17 protein-coding genes and 1 tRNA gene are annotated in these 19,303 nt (G+C 63.0%); 2 read left to right on the forward strand and 16 right to left on the reverse strand.

Annotated elements, in window-relative coordinates; translation table 11 throughout:
* Window position 1: 1 nt before the first annotated feature.
* The 13 genes from KJP29_RS16280 to glpD form a co-directional block, all read right to left on the reverse strand.
* Window positions 2–1,624: an ABC transporter permease gene (locus KJP29_RS16280; protein ID WP_218464567.1), complete on the reverse strand. Its 1,623-nt coding sequence runs from the start codon at window positions 1,622–1,624 to the stop codon at window positions 2–4.
* Window positions 1,625–1,696: 72 nt separating this feature from the next.
* Complete coding sequence (locus KJP29_RS16285; RefSeq protein WP_218464568.1) at window positions 1,697–2,806, reverse strand: extracellular solute-binding protein; 1,110 nt, start codon at window positions 2,804–2,806, stop codon at window positions 1,697–1,699.
* Window positions 2,807–2,910: 104 nt separating this feature from the next.
* The gene (locus KJP29_RS16290; RefSeq protein ID WP_218464569.1) at window positions 2,911–4,011 is read right to left on the reverse strand and encodes an ABC transporter ATP-binding protein; all 1,101 of its coding nucleotides are present in this window, start codon (window positions 4,009–4,011) and stop codon (window positions 2,911–2,913) included.
* A 244-nt stretch (window positions 4,012–4,255) separates the two neighbouring features.
* Complete coding sequence (gene argE / locus KJP29_RS16295) at window positions 4,256–5,410, reverse strand: acetylornithine deacetylase (RefSeq protein ID WP_218464570.1); 1,155 nt, start codon at window positions 5,408–5,410, stop codon at window positions 4,256–4,258.
* A gap of 135 nt (window positions 5,411–5,545) precedes the next feature.
* Complete coding sequence (locus KJP29_RS16300; protein WP_218464571.1) at window positions 5,546–6,685, reverse strand: iron-containing alcohol dehydrogenase; 1,140 nt, start codon at window positions 6,683–6,685, stop codon at window positions 5,546–5,548.
* Between the two features lie 3 nt (window positions 6,686–6,688).
* Window positions 6,689–8,185 carry a glycerol kinase GlpK gene (gene glpK, locus KJP29_RS16305; protein WP_218464572.1) on the reverse strand — a complete coding sequence of 499 codons (1,497 nt, stop codon included), beginning with the start codon at window positions 8,183–8,185 and terminating at the stop codon, window positions 6,689–6,691.
* Between the two features lie 110 nt (window positions 8,186–8,295).
* Window positions 8,296–10,008, reverse strand: a complete 1,713-nt coding sequence (locus KJP29_RS16310) for an ABC transporter substrate-binding protein (RefSeq protein ID WP_218464573.1) — start codon at window positions 10,006–10,008, stop codon at window positions 8,296–8,298.
* Between the two features lie 90 nt (window positions 10,009–10,098).
* A complete protein-coding gene (locus KJP29_RS16315; protein ID WP_218464574.1) occupies window positions 10,099–10,371 on the reverse strand; it encodes a DUF2160 domain-containing protein in 273 nt (90 codons plus the stop codon).
* A 22-nt stretch (window positions 10,372–10,393) separates the two neighbouring features.
* On the reverse strand, window positions 10,394–11,245 hold the full coding sequence (locus KJP29_RS16320; RefSeq protein ID WP_218464575.1) for a carbohydrate ABC transporter permease: 852 nt from the start codon (window positions 11,243–11,245) through the stop codon (window positions 10,394–10,396).
* A gap of 3 nt (window positions 11,246–11,248) precedes the next feature.
* The gene (locus KJP29_RS16325; protein ID WP_218464576.1) at window positions 11,249–12,118 is read right to left on the reverse strand and encodes a carbohydrate ABC transporter permease; all 870 of its coding nucleotides are present in this window, start codon (window positions 12,116–12,118) and stop codon (window positions 11,249–11,251) included.
* Window positions 12,118–13,221, reverse strand: a complete 1,104-nt coding sequence (locus KJP29_RS16330) for an ABC transporter ATP-binding protein (RefSeq protein ID WP_218464577.1) — start codon at window positions 13,219–13,221, stop codon at window positions 12,118–12,120. Before KJP29_RS16330 ends, KJP29_RS16325 begins: the two co-directional genes overlap by 1 nt.
* Window positions 13,222–13,231: 10 nt before the next feature.
* The gene (locus KJP29_RS16335) at window positions 13,232–14,320 is read right to left on the reverse strand and encodes an ABC transporter ATP-binding protein (RefSeq protein ID WP_218464578.1); all 1,089 of its coding nucleotides are present in this window, start codon (window positions 14,318–14,320) and stop codon (window positions 13,232–13,234) included.
* A 13-nt stretch (window positions 14,321–14,333) separates the two neighbouring features.
* Window positions 14,334–15,932, reverse strand: a complete 1,599-nt coding sequence (glpD, locus tag KJP29_RS16340) for a glycerol-3-phosphate dehydrogenase (protein ID WP_370630882.1) — start codon at window positions 15,930–15,932, stop codon at window positions 14,334–14,336.
* Window positions 15,933–16,190: 258 nt separating this feature from the next.
* On the opposite strand from glpD, the gene KJP29_RS16345 reads away from it, so the two are divergent.
* The gene (locus KJP29_RS16345) at window positions 16,191–16,952 is read left to right on the forward strand and encodes a DeoR/GlpR family DNA-binding transcription regulator (protein WP_218464580.1); all 762 of its coding nucleotides are present in this window, start codon (window positions 16,191–16,193) and stop codon (window positions 16,950–16,952) included.
* Window positions 16,953–17,001: 49 nt separating this feature from the next.
* On the opposite strand, the gene KJP29_RS16350 is transcribed toward KJP29_RS16345, so the two are convergent.
* The 3 genes from KJP29_RS16350 to KJP29_RS16360 all read right to left on the reverse strand — a co-directional run bounded on the left by KJP29_RS16350 (window position 17,002) and on the right by KJP29_RS16360 (window position 18,427).
* Window positions 17,002–17,086: transfer RNA gene (locus tag KJP29_RS16350), tRNA-Leu, on the reverse strand.
* Between the two features lie 45 nt (window positions 17,087–17,131).
* On the reverse strand, window positions 17,132–17,821 hold the full coding sequence (locus KJP29_RS16355) for a dimethylsulfonioproprionate lyase family protein (RefSeq protein ID WP_218464581.1): 690 nt from the start codon (window positions 17,819–17,821) through the stop codon (window positions 17,132–17,134).
* A gap of 66 nt (window positions 17,822–17,887) precedes the next feature.
* Window positions 17,888–18,427 carry a tetratricopeptide repeat protein gene (locus KJP29_RS16360; RefSeq protein ID WP_218464582.1) on the reverse strand — a complete coding sequence of 180 codons (540 nt, stop codon included), beginning with the start codon at window positions 18,425–18,427 and terminating at the stop codon, window positions 17,888–17,890.
* Between the two features lie 96 nt (window positions 18,428–18,523).
* Here KJP29_RS16360 and KJP29_RS16365 point away from each other — a divergent pair, with 96 nt between their 5' ends.
* Window positions 18,524–19,258, forward strand: a complete 735-nt coding sequence (locus tag KJP29_RS16365; protein ID WP_218464583.1) for a rhomboid family intramembrane serine protease — start codon at window positions 18,524–18,526, stop codon at window positions 19,256–19,258.
* Window positions 19,259–19,303: the final 45 nt, after the last annotated feature.

Here is a 19,303-nt window from a genome sequence, read left to right on the forward strand (position 1 = left end):
CTTACCCCAGCTTCACGTTGTCGATGCCCACGATCCGGTCATAGGCCCAGTAGAGCACCAGCACGGCGGCGAGGAGGATGGTCCCCAGCGCGGCGGCGAGGCCCCAGTTGAGCGAAGACGAGATGTGGTAGGCGATCCGGTTCGAGATGAAGATCCCGTCTGTGCCGCCGACCAGCGCCGGCGTGATGTAGTAGCCGATGGCCAGGATGAAGACGAGGATGGACCCCGCGCCGATCCCCGGCACCGATTGCGGGAAATAGACCCGCCAGAAGGTGACCCAGTTCGTTCCGCCCAGAGACTTGGCCGCGCGCACATAGCTTGGCGGAATCGTCGCCATGACCGAGTAGAGGGGCAAGATCATGAAGGGCAGCAGGATATGCGTCATCGCGATGATCGTGCCCAACTGGTTGTTGATCATGATCAGCCGCCCGCTGTCCGACAGCACCCCCGCCCAGACGAGAATGTCGTTGATCACCCCCTGTTGCTGGAGCAGCACCTTCCAGGCGCTCGTGCGGACCAGAAGCGAGGTCCAGAACGGCAGGAGCACGAGGATCATGAGAAGCGACGACTTGCGCATCGGCAGGCTCGCCAGGAGATAGGCGACCGGATAGCCCAGAAGGATCGTCATGAAGGTGATCGTGAGCGACATCCAGATCGTGCGCCAGAAGAGCTTGAGATAGACCGACTGCGACGAGGGCAGCGTCTCGACGCCCTGCGGGGTGAGTTCCCGGTCTACGGCATTGAGGAAATAGCCCGAGGTGAACTCGCCGGAGTAGGCCTTGATCGTGCCCCACATCTCGACGTTGCCCCAGTCGTCATCGACCTCGAGAAACGCGTCGCGGTAGGGCTGGGTCTCGAACCCCGGAACCGCCTCTTTCGCGGCGAGCAGTTCGGCCGCGCCGAACCCCTGGTAGGCGTCGATGGCCGCGCCTTCAGTCAGGTCGGCGTAGAGCATGGCATGCACCAGCGGCCAGGGACGTTCCTCGACGGGGTTGTCGCCCTCGGCGTTCTGCGTGTAGCGCGCGAACTCGCGGTAGATCTCGGCGGTGCGCGGCAGGCGGTCTTCCATCTCGGAATTGATGCGGAACCGCGGCCCGTCGTCTTCGGCCCCCTGGGCGTTTTCAAACCAGTCGGGATCGCCCATGAGCTGCGCCCAGAAGGCCCCGTCGCGCCAGATTTCGTTCAAAGCGTCGAACTGGTCCTCATAGACCTCGGCCATGTCCCCGACATCGCGCCCGGTCTGGCGAAAGAGCGAGGAGATCCCGGTTTCCTGATAGTTGAGCCGCGAACCGAGCCTCGTATGCTCTTTCTTCTCCGCCGCGATGAACATGTCCACGAACATGGCGTCGAAGACCGGCTCGCCGGGCATTTCGCCCGAGGCATAGGTCCATTCGTCCAGCGCCTCGACCGTGCGCGGCAGCGTATCGCTGACGATGTTGTTCTCGACCGACCGAAACAGCATGTCCGCAATCGGCGCGATGAAGGTGATCAGGATAAAGATCAGAAGCGGCGCGATGAGCATGAGGGCGCGGATCTTCTGCCGGCGCAGAGCCCGGTTCAGCGAAGCCTTGAGAGGTCTGCCGTCTGCGGCCAGCATCGGTCCGGTTTGGGTCGCGTCGCTCATGATCAGTATCCTGGAATGGGTCTTTCAGGGGTGGGAAGGGCCCGAAGGCCCCTCCCCTGTGCCGTGGCAGGATTACTGCGCGAGCCAGGCCTGGAACTTGGAGTCCAGGTCGTCGCGGTAGTCAGCCCACCAGGTGTAGTTGTAGACGAACACGTTCTCCGAGTTCGCGGGCGCGGTCGGCATGTGCGGACCCATCTCGATGCCCAGTTCGGCGTGCTGGCCGACAAGCGGAGCCGACGAGGCACGCGCCGGGCCGTAGGAGATATATTTCGCCTGATCGGCGAGACGCTGGGTGTCGGTGGCGTAGCGTACGAAGTCCATCACGCGGGCCAGACGGTCTTCCGGCAGGCCGGTCGGGATGATCCAGCCGTCAAGGTCGAACACCTGCGCGTCCCAGAGCATCTCGAAGGGCTGATCCTGCTCTTCGATCGCCGAGAACCAGCGGCCGTTGTAGGACGAGCCCATCACGATTTCGCCGTCTGCGAGAAGCTGCGGCGGCTCGGCGGCGGCGGACCACCACACGATGTCGTCCTTGATGGTGTCGAGCTTGGCGAAAGCCTGATCCTGCCCTTCTTCGGTCTCGAGGACGTTGTAGATTTCGTCCTTCGGCACGCCGTCACAGAGAAGCGCCCATTCCATGTTGTTGATCGGACGCTGTTCCAGCGCGCGCTTGCCCGGATAGGTTTCGGTATCGAAGAAGGCACAGATGCTGTCGGGCGCAGGCGCGTCGGCCGGAAGCAGGTCCGGGCGATAGGCGGCGGCGGTCGAATAGACGATCTGCGGGATGTAGCAATCCGACACGATGAAGTCGCCGAAATCCTCTTCCGCGCTGGAGCCGTCGTCGCCTTCGGCCAGCATCTCGTTGAAGTCGATCTCCATCGCGAGCCCTTCGTCGCACAGACGGATGGCGTCCGAGGCCACGACGTCCACGAGGTCCCAGGTGATGTTGCCGGCTTCGTTCATGGCGCGCAGTTTCGCCACCGCTTCAGCCGAGCTTTCGTCCCACGTGATCGACACGTCGGGGTTCATTTCGAGGTAGGGTTCGACGTAGGCCTTCTGCTGGCTGGCCTGATAGGCGCCGCCCCAGGACACGAGCGTCATGTCGTTTGCCATGTCCTGAGCGAATGCCATCGAACCGACACCAGCGATAGCCGTGCCCATAAGGATGGTCTTGAGTTTCATGCGAATACTCCCAGTTGTTTGCCCGTTTGGGTTTTTGGGGGCGTAGGACCGGGCGTGCCCTCGTCCCCATGCCGCCCGCGCCCTTGTGGCGCGGGGGTATTGCGTCAAGCGTCCAGCGCCCGGCAATCGGACGGCAACCAACCGATCTCGATCTGCTGACCCGGTTGCAGCTTGACCTGATCCGGCGCGTTGCGCGTCTTGATGACGAATTCCTCGTTGCCCGCGACCCGAAGCCGCGTGCGGAAGATATCACCCATGTAAATGAACTCGAGCACTTCGGCCTTGAGCGTATGCGCGCCCTCCTGAAGCCGCTCCTTGTTGTATTCCACCCGCTCGGGACGGATCGACACCTTGGTGCGCTGACCGGCCTCGGTCACGTTCACGGGCTTCGCGTCGATGATCTCGCCACCATCAAGCTCGACCGTGCAGACCTCGCCGCGAATTTCCTTAACGATGCCCTCCAGCGTGTTGTTTTCGCCGATGAATTGCGCGACGAAGCTGTTCTTGGGCTCTTCGTAAAGCACGTCCGGCGGATCGAGCTGCTGGATGCGCCCGTCGTCGAAGACCGCGACGCGGTCCGACATGGTCAGGGCCTCGGTCTGGTCGTGGGTCACATAGACCGTGGTGATGCCCAGATCGTGCGCCAGGCGCGTGATCTCGAACTGCATGTGTTCGCGAAGCTGCTTGTCCAATGCGCCGAGCGGTTCATCCATGAGCACGAGCTCCGGCTCGAACACCAGCGCGCGGGCCAGAGCGATCCGCTGCTGCTGACCGCCGGACAGCTGCGCCGGACGGCGGTTGATGAAGTTACCCATCTGAACCATGTCGAGCGCGCGCTTTACCTTGGTTTCGCGGTCCGACTTCGGGATCTTGCGCACTTCCAGCGGGAACGAGAGGTTTTCGCCCACCGTCATATGAGGGAAGAGCGCATAGTTCTGGAACACCATCCCGATCCCGCGTTTGTGCGGTGGAATGTTGTTGATCGGCTGGCCGCCCAGAAGGATGTCGCCATGCGTGGCCGTTTCAAACCCCGCGAGCATCATGAGGCAGGTGGTCTTGCCCGACCCCGACGGTCCGAGCATGGTGAGGAACTCGCCTCTGCCGATGGAGAGGTTCAGATCCTTCACGACCAGCGTTTCGCCGTCATAGGATTTCTGCACGCGATCAAAGACGACGAAACCGTCGTTCGTATCTGAGTTGGCCAAGCGACCCCCCGGTTTCCCTGTTGATTTTGAACAGCGCTTGTTGCGCCTTTTCACTAAGGCAACACGATTGAACCAAGGATTTCAACCGGCTTTTGGCGCGCAAATGAGCGTTTGCTCAAACGCGAAGCATTGGAAACCGAAAGCGACACCGCGTTCCGAGCGCTCTGCCCTCCATTTGAGCATAGTTGATTGATCGGTCAAAAATCTGGGGATTCGAGGGGCTTAGAGCACGTCGCGAGTCAGGTCACACAAGCCTGTCCAGAAGGTCGAGACAGGCCGAAAGCTGGTCGATCGCGACGTACTCATCGGCCATGTGCGCCTGTGCAATTGACCCCGGTCCACAGACGACGACGTCGCATCCGAGCGACTGGAATAGCCCTGCCTCGGTCGCGAAGGCCACCACGCCCGCCCCGTTCGCCCCCGTGAGCCGGGCCACGAGGTCCCGCGCGGCATTCGTTTCCATCGGTTCGAAGCCTGCCACTTCGCCCACCGTTTCGGTCACGATATCGGCCTCCGGGTCCACCGCGCGCATCGCCGGCAGGAGCACGTCGTCCGCATAGGCCGCCATCTCGGATTTCACGAAGTCCATGTCGCCGGGCTGGACCGGACGGAACTCCCACTCGACTTCGGCCCGCGCCACGATCACGTTATGCGCGAAGCCCCCGTTGATGCCGCCCACGTTGAGCGTCGTATAGGGCGGCTCGAAGGGGCTGCCCGCCGGCGCCCGCGCCTTCAGCGCCTCGCGCAGGTCGAGAAGCTTCATCACATAGCGCGCCGCATATTCCGCCGCGTTCACCCCAAGGTCGGGCCGCGATCCGTGTCCCTCGAGCCCGGTGAAATGCGTGGTGTATTCGCAGCACCCCTTGTGCCCCTCAATCACCCGCATCTCGGTCGGCTCCCCGATGATCGCCATCGCGGGCTTCACACCCTGCGCCTTCAACGCCGCGATAAGGTCTTGCGCGCCGAGACAGCCGACCTCCTCATCATGGGTAAAGGCGAAATGCACCGGACGCCGCAGATCCCGCAGGGCATAGACGCGCGCCATGGCCAGCGTGCAGGCGATGAACCCTTTCATGTCGCAGGTGCCGCGCCCGTAAAGCCGCCCCTCCGCCTCGTGCATCTCAAAAGGGTCCGAAGACCAGTCCTGCCCCGCTACCGGCACCACGTCGGAATGGCCCGACAGGACGATACCCCCGTCTCCCTCTGGCCCGAGCGTGGCAAAGAGGTTCGCCTTGCGCCCGTCCGCACTCTCGAAGATCTCCACCCGCGCGCCCAGAGCGCCCAGCTCCCCCGCGATCCAGCGGATCAGATCGAGGTTCGGCTCCGACGACACTGTGGGAAAGGCGATGAGCCGGGCCAGGATATCGCGCGTCTCGGCAAGTCTTAGGGCTTGGGTCATGAAGCGTCTCTGCTCGGGTTGTCCTGCCGCCTGTTCTATCCAAAGCCGGGCTTGGGCGAAAGTCGGGCCCATGCGGAAGTGTGCGATCCGCCTCTGGTCAAAGTCGGCGGGGGCATGGAGTCCGCGACCCGTCGGTCAGGCAAGATCCAACACACGGATCACGTCGGCGCGCGTGAGCACTACGGGGTTCGCTCTGGTCGACGAAGCACTCAGGCTCAGCTCCGCAATTGCCTCGACGTCTGCCTTGAGCACGCCCAGATCCTGCAAGTCCGGCAGTCCATTCGCACCCACGAAACGTCGCAGGGCCCGATTACCGCTCTCACCCGAAACACCAAGTCCTTTTGCCAACCAGTCCTCCACGTCGTGAAACCGCGCGACACTGCCCGTTTGCTGTTTCAAGACCTCGTAATTCACGGCGAGCCCCGGTGCAAGAAGCCGCCCGCAGATCGCCCCATGGGCAGCCCCTCGACCGCCAATGACCGACGCAAGTCCATGCACGATGCCCAACCCTGAATTGGCGAGTGCGATGCCGCTCAGGTAACTCGCGCGGGCCATATCGTCGCGGGCCTTGCTGTCCTCACCCTTCATGAGCCGGTGCAACGCGGCGATCGCGGATGGAATGGCACTTCTGCAAAGAGCGTCGGTGACAGGGTTCGCCCGGGTGCAAAGATAGCTCTCGACGAGCTGGGTCACGGCGTCGAGCCCGCTCGCCAATGTCAGGGCTCTGGGCGAATGATCGGTCAGTGCGGGGTCCACAAGTGCCAGGTCCGGGACGAGACGCGAGTCGCGCAGGCTGATCTTGGCCCGGCGTTCCGGGACCCCGATGACCGCGTTTCGGGTCGCTTCGGCCCCGGTGCCTGCGGTCGTGGGGATCGCGATGAAAGGCAATGGTGTGCTCAGCTCCAAGGTGCGCGCCGCGCCCAGCTCCAGATGGTCCGCGACGTCACCCTCGCTCGGGCTCAGACCGGCGACGGCCTTGCCCAGATCAATGGCGGCCCCGCCACCGACGGACAGGACGCAATCGGCCCGATGTGCCCGGGCGGCCCGGACCGCGCTGCGGACATCTTCCAGATCCGGCTCGCCCCGCGTGAAGACCGTTTCCAGGCGACAGCCGATGCGGGTCAGGTCGCCGGCAAGGGCGTCGACCCAAGCGACCGACCGCCCCCGGACCAGCAGGACCCGGGCGCCGAGTGCCGCAACTTCGGCCGATGCGGTGACCCGGGCGCCTCGGCCAAAGATCGTGCGTTTCGGTGCGGTGAGGGCGAAACCGGCCATCGTCTAGACGCTGATCGTGGCCTGCACGGCCCTTTGCCATGCGGCGTATTTCGCGGCACGGGTGTCTTCGTCCATCGCGGGCTCGAACGTCTTGTCGAGCGCCCATTGGGCGGCGAACTCCGCTTGCGCCGGATAGATCCCCACACGTTGTCCCGCCAGCCATGCCGCGCCCAGCGCCGTGGTTTCCAGCACCTTGGGCCGGTCGACCCGCGCGCCGATGATGTCGGAGAGGAATTGCATCGCGAAGGCGGATGCGCTCATGCCGCCGTCCACGCGCAAGCTCGCCGTGTCGGCCGGAATTGCTCCCCCTGCTCTGCGCATGTCTTCCTGCATCGCCGTCAGCAGATCGCGGGTCTGGTAGCCGACGCTTTCGAGTGCGGCGCGGGCGAACTCTTCGGCTCCCGAGCTGCGGGTCAGGCCAAAGACCGCGCCGCGACACTCCGCATTCCAGTATGGCGCGCCAAGCCCGGTGAAGGCGGGCACCAGCACAAGATCTTGCGTCGGATCGGCGGCTTCGGCCAGAGGCTGGGTTTCACCCGCGTCGCGGATGATCTTCAGACCGTCTCGCAGCCATTGCACCACCGCCCCAGCGATGAAGATCGACCCCTCCAGCGCATAGGTCGGCTTGCCGTCCAACTGGTAGGCGATGGTCGTGAGAAGTCGATTGTGCGAGCGCACCGGCATGTCGCCCGTGTTGATCAGCGCGAAACACCCCGTGCCATATGTCGACTTGAGCATGCCGGGCTCGAAGCACGCCTGCCCCACGGTGGCGGCCTGTTGATCGCCCGCGATGCCGCGGATCGGGATCGGGCGACCGAACAGATCGGGGCGCGTCTCGCCAAAATCGGCGGCGCAGTCGCGCACCTCGGGCAGCATCGACATGGGGATGTTCAGCCGCTCGCAGATCGTGCGCGACCATCGCCCCTTGCGGATATCGTAGAGCATCGTGCGCGCCGCGTTGGTGGCGTCCGTCACATGCGCCGCCCCGCCCGTGAGATTCCAGACGAGCCAGCTGTCCACCGTGCCGAAGACCAGATCGCCGGCCTCGGCCCGCGCCCGCGCGCCGTCGACGTTGTCGAGCAACCAGGCGAGTTTCGTGCCGCTGAAGTAGGGATCGAGCAATAGCCCGGTCCGGTCGGTCACCACCTCCCCGAACCCTTCGGCTTCAAGTCTCCGGCACAGCGCCGACGTGCGCCTGTCCTGCCAGACGATGGCATTGTGAATGGGTCGGCCGGTCGCGCGGTCCCAGACCAGCGTCGTTTCGCGTTGGTTGGTGATGCCAATGGCCGAGACCTCGACCCCGCCCGCCTTTTCGATCGCAGCGCGGCAGGTGGCCGCCGTAGTGGCCCAGAGGTCCATAGGATCATGTTCGACCCAGCCGCTCGCCGGGAAATGCTGTGTAAACTCCTCCTGCGCAGAGGCGACAGCCGTCATCGTGGCGTCGAACAGGATGGCGCGGGTCGAGGTCGTGCCCTGATCTATGGCCAGAATATGGGGCATGACCGCCTCTCCTCAAAGCGATGGAACATGTGCCGGACCGGCGCGGGTGCAGAATGTGGGAGGACCGAGAGTGGCCGAGGCCCCGAAGGGCCCCGGCCGGGGAGGACGGCTCACTGCCAGGACGCGATCAGCTCGTCATAGCTGACCGTCATGGGCTCCTCGTCTTCGTTCTCGAGCTTGGCATAGGGCGCGCCCGGCTCTGCGAACCAATGCTCGGCCGACATCTCTTCGTTGAGCTTCGGACCCAGATCACCCTGGACACCGGCGCGTTCGAGACGTTCGAGCACCCGCTCCTGATCGGCGCAAAGCGCGTCGAGGGCTTCCTGCGGGGTCTTCGCGCCCGACATGGCGTCACCGATGTTCTGCCACCACAACTGCGCGAGCTTCGGGTAATCCGGAACGTTGGTGCCGGTGGGCGACCACGCGACGCGGGCGGGCGAACGGTAGAATTCGACCAAGCCGCCCAGTTTGTCGGCGCGTTCGGTGAAGCTTTCATGCTGCACCGTGCTTTCGCGGATGAAGGTCAGGCCGACGTGGGATTTCTTCACATCCACGGTCTTCGACGTGACGAACTGGGCATAGAGCCACGCCGCCTGTGCACGATCCACCGGGGTGGACTGCATCAGCGTCCACGATCCCGCGTCCTGATATCCGACCTTCTGTCCGTCTTTCCAGTAGACGCCGTGCGGCGACGGCGCCATGCGCCACTTGGGCGTGCCGTCCTCGTTCATGACCGGGAGCCCCGGCATGACGGTGTCCGCGGTGAAGGCGGTATACCAGAACATCTGCTGGGCGATGTTGCCCTGCGCCGGGATCGGTCCCGCTTCCGAGAAGGTCATGCCGGCCGCGGCTGGGGGCGTATACTTCTCAAGCCATTCGATCGCTTTCGTCACCGCGTAGACGGCCGCGGGCGAATTGGTCGCGCCGCCACGGGCCACGCAGGAGCCGGTGGGCTGGGAGTTCTCGTTCACGCGGATGCCCCATTCGTCCACGGGCAGGCCGTTGGGTTCGCCAACGTCGCCCATGCCGGCCATCGACATCCAGGCGTCGGTATAGCGCCAGCCAAGCGAGGGGTCTTTCTTGCCGTAGTCCATATTGCCGAAGACTTCGCCTTCGACGCCGAGATGGCTCAGGTCTCGACCGGTGAAGAACTCGGCGATATCCTCATAGGCCGACCAGTTGACCGGCACGCCGAGCTCGTAGCCGTATGCCTCCTGGAAGTCCGCCTTGTTCTTTTCGTCATTGAACCAGTCGTAGCGGAACCAATAGAGGTTTGCGAATTGCTGCGTCGGCAGTTGATAGACCTTGCCATCGGGGCCAGTGGTGAAGCTAAGCCCGATGAAGTCATCCAGGTCCAGTGTCGGCGACGTCACATCAGCGCCTTCGCCGGCGATCCAGTCGGTCAGGTTGCGCACCTGCTGATAGCGCCAATGCGTGCCGATCAGGTCGCTGTCGTTGATGTAGGCGTCATAGATATTCTCGCCCGACTGCATCTGGGTCTGAAGCTTTTCGACCACGTCGCCTTCCCCGATCAGGTCGTGGGTGACCTTGATACCGGTGATCGCAGTGAACGCGGGGGCCAGAACCTGGCTCTCGTATTCATGGGTGGTAATCGTTTCGGAGACCACCTTGATCTCCATACCGGCGAAAGGCGCGGCCGCGTCCACGAAGAACTGCATCTCCGCTTCCTGCTCCTCGCGGCTGAGCGAGGACATGTCGCCAATCTCGGAATCAAGGAACGACCGCGCGGCCTCCATATCGGCGAAGCTGGGTCCAGCAAGGACCAGCAAGGCCGCTGTTGTGGATTTGAGCTTGAGGTTCATTGGTTTTCTCCTCCCATAGTGAACCGATGACTGAGGATGTTTTTTTGAACGCGGCCGGGTCTCCTCGGTCCCGGCTGCGGGGGCCTGTCACTAGACGAAACGGAACACCGCCACGGCATAGAGCAGGCAGACGATGAGAGCGTAGGGCTGCTGCGCCCCGACGATCCCGAGCCAGGCCAGATTGATGAAGGCCGAGCCCAAAAGCGTTATGAAGAGCCGATCGCCCCGCGTCGTTTCGATCCGCAGGATCCCCGTTCGAGGCGTCTCCGGGAACTTGATCGCAAGCACCGTGAAGATGACCAACAACGTGCCGATGACGGCAAAGAAGATCGCGGTCGGCCCTGTCCATGCCATCCAGTCCATTGATAATCCTCCCTTTCTCGGCTCACACCCGCCCGAGGGCAAAGCCCTTGGCGATGTAGTTGCGGACGAAATAGATCACGAGCGCACCGGGCACGATGGTCAGGATGCCCGCCGCCGCCAGCACGCCCCAGTCAATGCCGCTCGCCCCCTGGGTCCGGGTCATGATCGCGGCGATGGGTTTCGCATCGACCGTGGTCAGCGTGCGGCTCAGCAGGAGTTCCACCCAGGAGAACATGAAGCAGAAGAACGCGGCGACCCCGATGCCCGAGGCGATGAGCGGCGTGAAGATCTTCACGAAGAACCTGCCGAAGCTGTAGCCGTCGATATAGGCGGTCTCGTCGATCTCTTTCGGCACGCCGCGCATGAAGCCTTCGAGGATCCAGACGGCGAGCGGGACGTTGAACAGGCAATGCGCCAGCGCCACGGCGATATGCGTGTCGAAGAGTCCTACGGAGCTGTAGAGCTGGAAGAAGGGCAGCGCGAAGACCGCAGGCGGCGCCATGCGGTTCGTCAGGAGCCAGAAGAACAGATGCTTGTCGCCCAGAAAGTTGTATCGCGAAAACGCATAGGCGGCCGGCAGCGCCACCGTCAGGCTGATCACCGTGTTCAGGCTCACGTAGATCAGAGAATTCACGTAGCCCATATACCAGGCCGGGTCGCTGAGGATCGTGGCGTAATTGGCGAAGGTCAGATTGCGCGGCCAGAGGGTGAACGTGTTCAGGATCTCGGTGTTGGTCTTAAGGCTCATGGTCAGGAGCCAGTAGATCGGCAGCAACATGAACAGGAGATATACGGTCATCACGACCGCACTGCTCCTGACCTTGGGCAGGGACAAACGACGCGATGGGCTTTGGTTTACGGCTATATCGGCCATGGCTCAGCCCTCCCGCTTATCGAGGTTGGTCATCACGGTGTAGAACACCCAGGAGATGAGCAGGATCACGAGGAAATACATGATCGAGAAGGCCGCGGCGGGTCCGAGATCAAACTGACCCAGCGCCATCTTGACGAGGTCGATCGACAGCAGTGTCGTCGCATTGCCGGGGCCTCCGCCGGTGACGACGAAGGGCTCGGTGTAGATCATGAAGCTGTCCATGAAGCGCAGCAGAATCGCGATCATCAGCACGCCCGTCATCTTGGGAAGCTCGATGAACCGGAACACTTTCCAGCGTGACGCCTGGTCGATCTTGGCAGCCTGGTAATAGGCGTCGGGGATCGACTTCAGCCCGGCGTAGGCCAGCAATGCGACAAGCGACGTCCAGTGCCAGACATCCATGACGATTACGGTGACCCAGGCGGCGAAGACGTTCTGGGTGTAATTGTAGTCGATCCCGAGTGCGGCCAGCGTATGGCCCAGAAGTCCGATGTCGACCCGGCCGAAGATCTGCCAGATCGTGCCGACGACGTTCCACGGGATGAGGAGCGGCAGTGACATGAGGACGAGGCAGAAGCTCGACCAGAAGCCCGACTTCGGCATATTGAGCGCCACGAAGATGCCCAGCGGCACCTCGATCGCCAGAATGATGCCCGAGAACATGAGCTGACGACCGAGCGCGTCCCACATGCGTTCAGAGGCCAGCATTTCCTCGAACCATTCGAGGCCGGCCCAGAAGAACTCGTTGTTCCCGAAGGTGTCCTGAACCGAATAGTTCACGACGGTCATCAGCGGGATCACGGCCGAGAACGCCACGAGCAGCAGCACGGGAAGGACAAGGAACCATGCCTTCTGATTGACGGTTTTTTCCATCACGCAGCCCTCCCGACCGGACCCGCCGCCGCACCCTGCGGCGCGACGCGCCAGTCGTTGGCGTAGACGTTGACGTGCCTCGCGTCGAAAGTGACGCGATTCATGTCCGCGCTGACATGGTCATCCTCGCCCGCGATGATGTTGATGGCGGTGCCGAAGAAATCGGCGCGGATGATCTTGTGGCGCCCGACATCCTCGACCCGGCGCACCTTGACGGGCAGACCTTCGTTCTGCCGGATCCGCGCGAATTCCGGGCGCACGCCGATCTCGACCTTGCCGTCGAGCGGTGCATAGCCGTGGGCGAGATCGACGTGCGAACCATTGACGTAGGCCTTGTTCCCATCGATCCGCGCCGGAATAACGTTCATGCCCGGCGAGCCGATGAAATAGCCGACGAACGTGTGCTCCGGCTGCTCGAAAAGTTCCTGTGGCGTGCCGATCTGCACCACGCGCCCGTCATACATGACAACGACCTTGTCCGCGAAGGTCAGAGCTTCGGTCTGGTCGTGCGTCACATAGATCATCGTGTGGCCGAAGTCGTGGTGCAGTTTCTTGAGTTGCGTGCGCAACTCCCATTTCATATGCGGGTCGATCACGGTCAGGGGCTCGTCGAAAAGCAACGCATTCACGTCCTTGCGCACCATGCCGCGGCCCAGGCTGATCTTCTGCTTGGCATCCGCAGTAAGCCCGCGCGCCTTCTTGCGCAGCATGTCTTCCATGCCGATCATGCGTGCGATTTCGTGAACCCGCTCGGTGACATAGGCCTCGTCCCGGCCGCGATTGCGCAGCGGGAAGGCCAGATTGTCATGCACCGTCATCGTGTCGTAGACGACCGGAAACTGGAAAACCTGCGCAATGTTGCGGGCCGCCGTGGGGGCCTGGGTCACGTCCTTGCCATCAAAGAGAATGCGGCCCTGCGACGGGTGCAGAAGCCCCGAGATGATATTGAGAAGCGTTGACTTGCCGCAGCCGGACGGCCCGAGGAGCGCATAGGCCGCGCCGTCGTTCCAGACGTGGTTGAGCTCCTTGAGCGCAAAGTCGTCTTCGCTCCCGGGATGGCGCAGGTAGGAGTGCGCCAGGTTATCAAGGGTGATCTTCGCCATGTTCCCTCCCTCAAGCCGCCAGCGCGTAAGCGGCGGGCGCGACGAGCTTGCCGTCCTCGCCGAAAATGTAGACGTGGCGCGGGTCGAGCCAGACGGTGAGCTCGGCACCGAGTTCGAGGTTATGGACGCCCTGGACCACCCCGACCCAGCGCTCGCCGAAATGGTCGAGGTGGACGAAGGTCTCGGACCCGGTGAGCTCGGTAACGGACAGCGTGGTGGTGAAGTGCATCGCATCCGGCGAGTGCTTCGCGATTTCGAGGTGGTTCGGCCGGAATCCGGCGGCATAGCGGCCATCGGACAGTTCCGCGAGCTTGCCGGTCGCTGGAACGCTTTGCCCGTCCCCGAACATGACCCGATCACCCGTCTTGGAAATCGGCAGGAAGTTCATCGGCGGATCGGAAAAGACCCGCGCGGTCGTGGCATCGACGGGCTTGCGATAAACCGACGGAGTCGGGCCAAACTGGGTCACGCGCCCCTCGGACAGGGTCGCGACATTGCCGCCCAGCAACAGCGCCTCTTCGGGTTCGGTGGTGGCATAGACGAAAATGCTGCCGGAGGCTTCGAAGATCTTGGGGATCTCGACCCGCAGTTCCTCGCGCAGCTTGTAGTCGAGGTTCGCGAGCGGTTCGTCCAGCAGAACGAGGCCGGCATTCTTGACCAGCGCGCGCGCAAGTGCGCAACGCTGCTGCTGGCCCCCTGAAAGTTCGAGCGGCTTGCGCTCGAGCATCGGTGTGAGTTTCGTCAATTCGGCGGTTTCGCGCACCCGGGCATCGATCTCGACCTTGTCGACCCCCATCAGCCGAAGCGGCGAAGCGATATTCTCATAGACCGTCATCGACGGGTAATTGATGAACTGCTGATAGACCATCGCGACCTTGCGGTCCTGCACCCGCTGGCCGGTCACATCTTCGCCGTTCCAGATAATCCTGCCTGAGGCGGGCGCGTCCAACCCGGCCATCAGGCGCATGAGGGACGTCTTGCCTGACAGCGTCGGCCCCAACAGCACATTCATCGTGCCTTTTTCCAGCGTCAGGTCCGTCGGGTAGATATGCGTCTGCCCCTCGACGGACTTGGACACGCCCTTCAATTCCAGCGCCATCAGGTCCTCCTCCCTATTCCGCCGCCGCGGCCGTGGCATGGCGATGCCGCGCCATCCAATCGTCCAGTGCCAGGGTTTCATCGGCGGACAGCCGTAACCCCAGCTTGTTGCGCCGCCAGATCACATCCTCCGCGGTACGCGCAAATTCGTGGGCCATGAGCCATTTGACTTCGGCCTCGGTGAGCGTGGCGCCGAAATCATGCCCGAGATCCGCGCTGTCCTTCGCCGTTCCGAGGATCACGCCGGCCTCCGTGCCATAGGCGCGCACGAGGCGCCGGGCCCAGAAATCGGTCAGGAACGGAAACCGCGATTGCAGGTCTCGGATCAACCTTGGCACACCGTCCACCGGGAAATCGCCACCGGGGAGCGGAACCCCAGCGGTCCACTTGCCTCTTCCGACCGTCAGATGCGCACCGATCTTGTCCATCGCGCTCTCGGCAAGGCGGCGGTAGGTCGTGATCTTGCCGCCAAAGACATTGAGGATGGGCGCGCCGGCGCTGGTATCCACCTTGAGCGTATAGTCCCGGGTCGCGGCGGTCGCGCTGCTGGCCCCGTCATCATAAAGGGGCCGGACACCGGAATAGGTCCAGACTATGTCCTCGCGCGTCAGTTGTCGCCTGAAATACTGGTTTGCGAAGGCGAGCAGGTAGTCTTGTTCCGCCTCGCTGCATTCGGGTTCGATCGCGGGATCCGCATGCTCTTCATCGGTGGTGCCGATGAGCGTGAAATCCGTCTCATAGGGGATCGCAAAGATGATCCGCCCGTCGCCACCCTGAAAGAAATAACACTTGTCGTGATCGAAGAGCCGGTTGGTCACAATGTGGGACCCCCGCACCAACCGCACGCCTTCGCGCGAATTCAGCCGCACCGTCGACTGGAGGATGTCACCCACCCAGGGCCCGCCCGCGTTCAGGAGCATCCGCGCATGGAATGTCCGCGTCTGATTGCTTTCGGTATTGCGCGTTTCGATGCGCCAGATCCCGTTTTCGCTCGTCGCGCCAACCACTTTCGTGCGGGTCATGATCCGCGCGCCACGCGCTTCGGCGTCCCGGGCATTGAGGACCACGAGACGCGAATCCTCGACCCAGCAATCGGAATACTCATAGGCCTTGGCGAAATGATTCTTGAGCGGCGCGCCTTCTGCCGCGCCCCTCAGGTCGAGGGTCTTCGTAGCGGGCAGGATCTTCCGCCCTCCCATGTTGTCGTACATGAAAAGACCCAGCCGGATCAGCCATGCCGGTCTGCGTCCCCTCATCCACGGCATGAAAAGGCTCATGAGCTTCGAGGTCGGCGTGTCCGCCTCAAAACGCATATCCTCATGATAAGGAATGACAAACCGCATCGGCCAACTGATATGGGGCATCGCCTTCAGAAGGGTCTCCCTCTCGATGAGCGCCTCTCGCACCAGTCGGAACTCGAAGTATTCGAGGTATCGGAGCCCACCGTGGAAAAGCTTGGTCGATGCCGAAGACGTCGCCGAGGCGAGATCGTTCATCTCCGCCAGGGTCACCGACAACCCACGCCCCGCCGCGTCTCGGGCGATGCCGCACCCATTGATGCCGCCGCCGATGACGAAAAGGTCTATGATTTCCGAAGTGGCCGGATGTTTCACGCGACTCTCCTCAAAGCGCGTATGCTGCATCTTTTTGCCGACATCAGGTTTGTTTGGCAATAAGTTTGTTTTCGTTTTATTTCGTTTTTGAGTTCTTTTCGAGAAATCAGTGGTTTGCGTGGCCTAGAACGGTCGCATCGCGCGCATTGCCAAGGAAGCAGACGTATTTTCTGCTGGCGTTCTGTTCGGTTCTCGTGACTTTTCGGACCAGAGGCGGCACTGGTTCGACCGCGAGAGACACTTGTTGAAAGCCCGATCATGTCCCAAACATTCCGGCACCCCGAAATTCTCGAGATCGCCCGCCGCGAAGGAAAGGTGACGGTCGAAGGGCTAGCCCAGCATTTCGACGTGACGCTTCAGACCATTCGTCGGGACCTGACCGATCTCGCCGAGGCGGGTCGTCTCGAGCGCGTGCACGGCGGGGCGGTGCTTCCCTCGGGCACGACGAATATCGGATACGAGGAACGCCGCTCGCTCCGGTCGGAGGCAAAACGCGACATCGCCCGCGCCTGCGCCAAGCTCATTCCGAACGGCATTTCGCTGTTTCTCAACATCGGAACGTCAACGGAAGCCGTCGCGCGGGAGCTCCTGCACCACGAAAACCTGATGGTCGTGACCAACAACATGAACGTGGCCAATATCCTTGCCGAGAACAGCGATTGCGAGATCATCGTGACGGGAGGTCAACTGCGACGCGCGGATGGCGGATTGGTCGGCAATCTCGCGACAGAAACCATCCGCCACTTCAAGTTCGATCTGGCCGTCATCGGCTGTTCAGCACTCGATGGGGACGGCGACCTGCTGGACTTCGACTTTCAGGAAGTGAGCGTCAGCCAGTCAATCCTGAGCCAGTCTCGCAAGACCTTCCTCGTTGCCGATCACACGAAACTCAGCCGCAGCGCGCCCGCCCGTATCGCGTCCCTCGCCGACATCGATTCCTTCGTCACCGATCGGCCCCTTCCAACCGACTTGGCGGCAGCCTGCGAGAGATGGAACACCCGGATAATCGTGACGCCTTGACGCGCAACGAAGGCAGGGGTCCGTTCGTAGTGGACTTCCCTGTCTTCGCTGGTGCCCGCGGCCGGACTCGAACCGGCACGGCATAAAGCCAAGGGATTTTAAGTCCCCAGTGTCTACCATTCCACCACGCGGGCCAGCGCGGGCGACCCTAGCCGAGGGCGCGGGCAAGGGAAAGCGGCTCAGATGCCCTTCTCGACCCGTTTCTTCGTGCTCGAGAACTTCATCCCCGGCGCGGTCAGCTTGTCGGGTGGCCCGATCCAGGCATAGGCCAGCAGGCAGGGGTCATCGTCGCCCGTGGTGATCCGGTGCTCGTGCCCTGGCACGTTGAGGATGAGCGACCCCGGCGCATAGACCGCAAGCTCGTTCTCGGACCAGGCCCCGGCGATCGAGACATAGCTTTCCTCGATGTCGCGGTGAGAATGCTGCGGATAGGTGGTCTTCGGCGCGAAGAGCACGAAGCCCAGCGTGATCCGGTCCGAGACAACCGGTCCGCGCGGCCCAAGCACCTCGCAATAGGCGTATTTCTGCGCCAACGCCATGGGCACCTTTTCGTAGCCGTATTCCCAGGTCAGCAAGGGCGCGACCCGTCCGAGCGCCCGGCTCATGCCAACCATCGGCCCCCGGTCGCCAAGATCGAAGGCCCGGCCCAGATGCGCCGTCACCGGCTTGTCCTCGGGCGCCCGGGCGACCACTTCGGGTTCACCATCGTTCACCTTGGCCAGCGCGTCGCGCACCCGCTTGCGGTGGCTGCGAATGGCCTTGGACCCGCCCGCGGAGCCAAGCCGATAGATCACCTCGAACTCCTGGATGAGATATATCCATCCGGGCCGGTCCCTGAGCCGGACGGGCGAGGTCTGAGCTTCCACCATATGTTCACCGTCCTCCACCGACTGCCCTTTCATTGCTCGAGAGATATGCGCGCCCAAGAGCCCGGTCTAGCGCGGCGCACCATAGAGTTCGCGGATAAGGCCCCGTTCCGGGAGCCAGGGATGCAGATCGACCGCCCGCTTGAGCCAGAACTCACCGTCCTCCACCCGCCCCATCCTGAGGAGGGTGACGCCCTTCCCGGACAGCGCCGGTATGTGGTTCGGTGAGAGCGCGATCGCGCGGTCCAGATCGACCAGCGCCTCCTCGTAACGCTCCTGATTGAAGAAGACATAGGCGCGCTGATTCCACCCCTCGGCCCAGGTCGGGCAATAATCCACCAGCGCATCAAAGGCCTTTTGCGCGCCCTCGTAGTCCGCCATGTCGAGGCGTTCCTTGCCGACCGCGAGCAATTCGCCCGACCAGTCGTCCGGGGGTGCCTTCCACAGCGCCCACATATCGCGCAGCGCATCCCGCGCCGGCATGTAGCGCTGGGCCTCCTGCCCTTCGGCAATGAGGGCCGCAAGCGGCACGTCGATGTCCGGCCCGGGCGGGCAGGTTTCGGCCAGGGCGGGCGTGGCGAGAACAAGGAGAATACAGGACAGACGCATGGCCCGAGCCTGCGCCCGCTCCCCCGTCCCGGTCAAGCGACCCGTCGCACACGACAAGCGCTTGACGCCGCCACGCCCCCAGTGCCTTCTCTTCCCATGTTCCCGATCCGCGACCACAACCCGTCCGAGCGCACGCCCTTCGTCACCTATGCGTTGATCGCCATCAACGTGGTGATCTTTTTGGGCCAGATCACCCTGCCCGAGGAGGAGTTGAGCCAGTTTCTATACACTTGGGGCTTCGTGCCGGGCCGGGTGATGGAGGGCTACGGTTTCGAGACCATCTTCACCTCGATGTTCCTGCATTCGGGCTTCATGCATATCGCGGGCAACATGCTTTATCTCTGGATCTTCGGTGACAACCTCGAGGACGAACTTGGGCACTTCGGGTTTCTAGGGTTCTACATCGCCTCCGGCGTGGCCGCAGCGCTGGCGCAGGCGCTGCCCGATCCCTACTCGGGCATTCCCATGGTCGGTGCCTCGGGCGCCATTGCCGGGGTGCTGGGCGGATACCTGCTGCTCTTTCCCAAGGCGCGCATCGATGTGCTTTTCATCTTCATCATTATTTTCAAGGTCTTCCCGCTGCCGGCCTGGATCGTGCTGGGCGCCTGGTTCGGGCTCCAGCTCCTCAACTCGGCCTCGCAACTCGACGCGGGCGTCGCCTATCTCGCCCATGCCGGGGGCTTCGTCGCGGGTTTCGTTTTCATCCTGCCGAAATGGCTGCGCGAGGGCGGACCTGCCTTCTGGCGGCGGACCCATGGCCACCCGCCGCATCCCGAAGCGCGCTACGATTTCGTCCGCTCCGGCGTTCCAACGGTCAAACGCCGCCGGTGAGCGGCGCGCGGTCAGTTGGTCATTCCAAGGAGAGTGGATCGTCTT

The sequence above is a fragment of the Maritimibacter sp. DP1N21-5 genome, from assembly GCF_019218295.1.
Lineage (GTDB): Bacteria > Pseudomonadota > Alphaproteobacteria > Rhodobacterales > Rhodobacteraceae > Maritimibacter.

Coding starts and splice junctions, on each gene's coding strand:
- KJP29_RS16280 (WP_218464567.1), bottom strand. CDS start 1,624: ATGAGCGACGCGACCCAAACCGGACCGATGCTGGCCGCAGACGGCAGA.
- KJP29_RS16285 (WP_218464568.1), bottom strand. CDS start 2,806: ATGAAACTCAAGACCATCCTTATGGGCACGGCTATCGCTGGTGTCGGT.
- argE (WP_218464570.1), bottom strand. CDS start 5,410: ATGACCCAAGCCCTAAGACTTGCCGAGACGCGCGATATCCTGGCCCGG.
- KJP29_RS16300 (WP_218464571.1), bottom strand. CDS start 6,685: ATGGCCGGTTTCGCCCTCACCGCACCGAAACGCACGATCTTTGGCCGA.
- glpK (WP_218464572.1), bottom strand. CDS start 8,185: ATGCCCCATATTCTGGCCATAGATCAGGGCACGACCTCGACCCGCGCC.
- KJP29_RS16310 (WP_218464573.1), bottom strand. CDS start 10,008: ATGAACCTCAAGCTCAAATCCACAACAGCGGCCTTGCTGGTCCTTGCT.
- KJP29_RS16315 (WP_218464574.1), bottom strand. CDS start 10,371: ATGGACTGGATGGCATGGACAGGGCCGACCGCGATCTTCTTTGCCGTC.
- KJP29_RS16320 (WP_218464575.1), bottom strand. CDS start 11,245: ATGGCCGATATAGCCGTAAACCAAAGCCCATCGCGTCGTTTGTCCCTG.
- KJP29_RS16325 (WP_218464576.1), bottom strand. CDS start 12,118: ATGGAAAAAACCGTCAATCAGAAGGCATGGTTCCTTGTCCTTCCCGTG.
- KJP29_RS16330 (WP_218464577.1), bottom strand. CDS start 13,221: ATGGCGAAGATCACCCTTGATAACCTGGCGCACTCCTACCTGCGCCAT.
- KJP29_RS16335 (WP_218464578.1), bottom strand. CDS start 14,320: ATGGCGCTGGAATTGAAGGGCGTGTCCAAGTCCGTCGAGGGGCAGACG.
- KJP29_RS16345 (WP_218464580.1), top strand. CDS start 16,191: ATGTCCCAAACATTCCGGCACCCCGAAATTCTCGAGATCGCCCGCCGC.
- KJP29_RS16355 (WP_218464581.1), bottom strand. CDS start 17,821: ATGGTGGAAGCTCAGACCTCGCCCGTCCGGCTCAGGGACCGGCCCGGA.
- KJP29_RS16360 (WP_218464582.1), bottom strand. CDS start 18,427: ATGCGTCTGTCCTGTATTCTCCTTGTTCTCGCCACGCCCGCCCTGGCC.
- KJP29_RS16365 (WP_218464583.1), top strand. CDS start 18,524: ATGTTCCCGATCCGCGACCACAACCCGTCCGAGCGCACGCCCTTCGTC.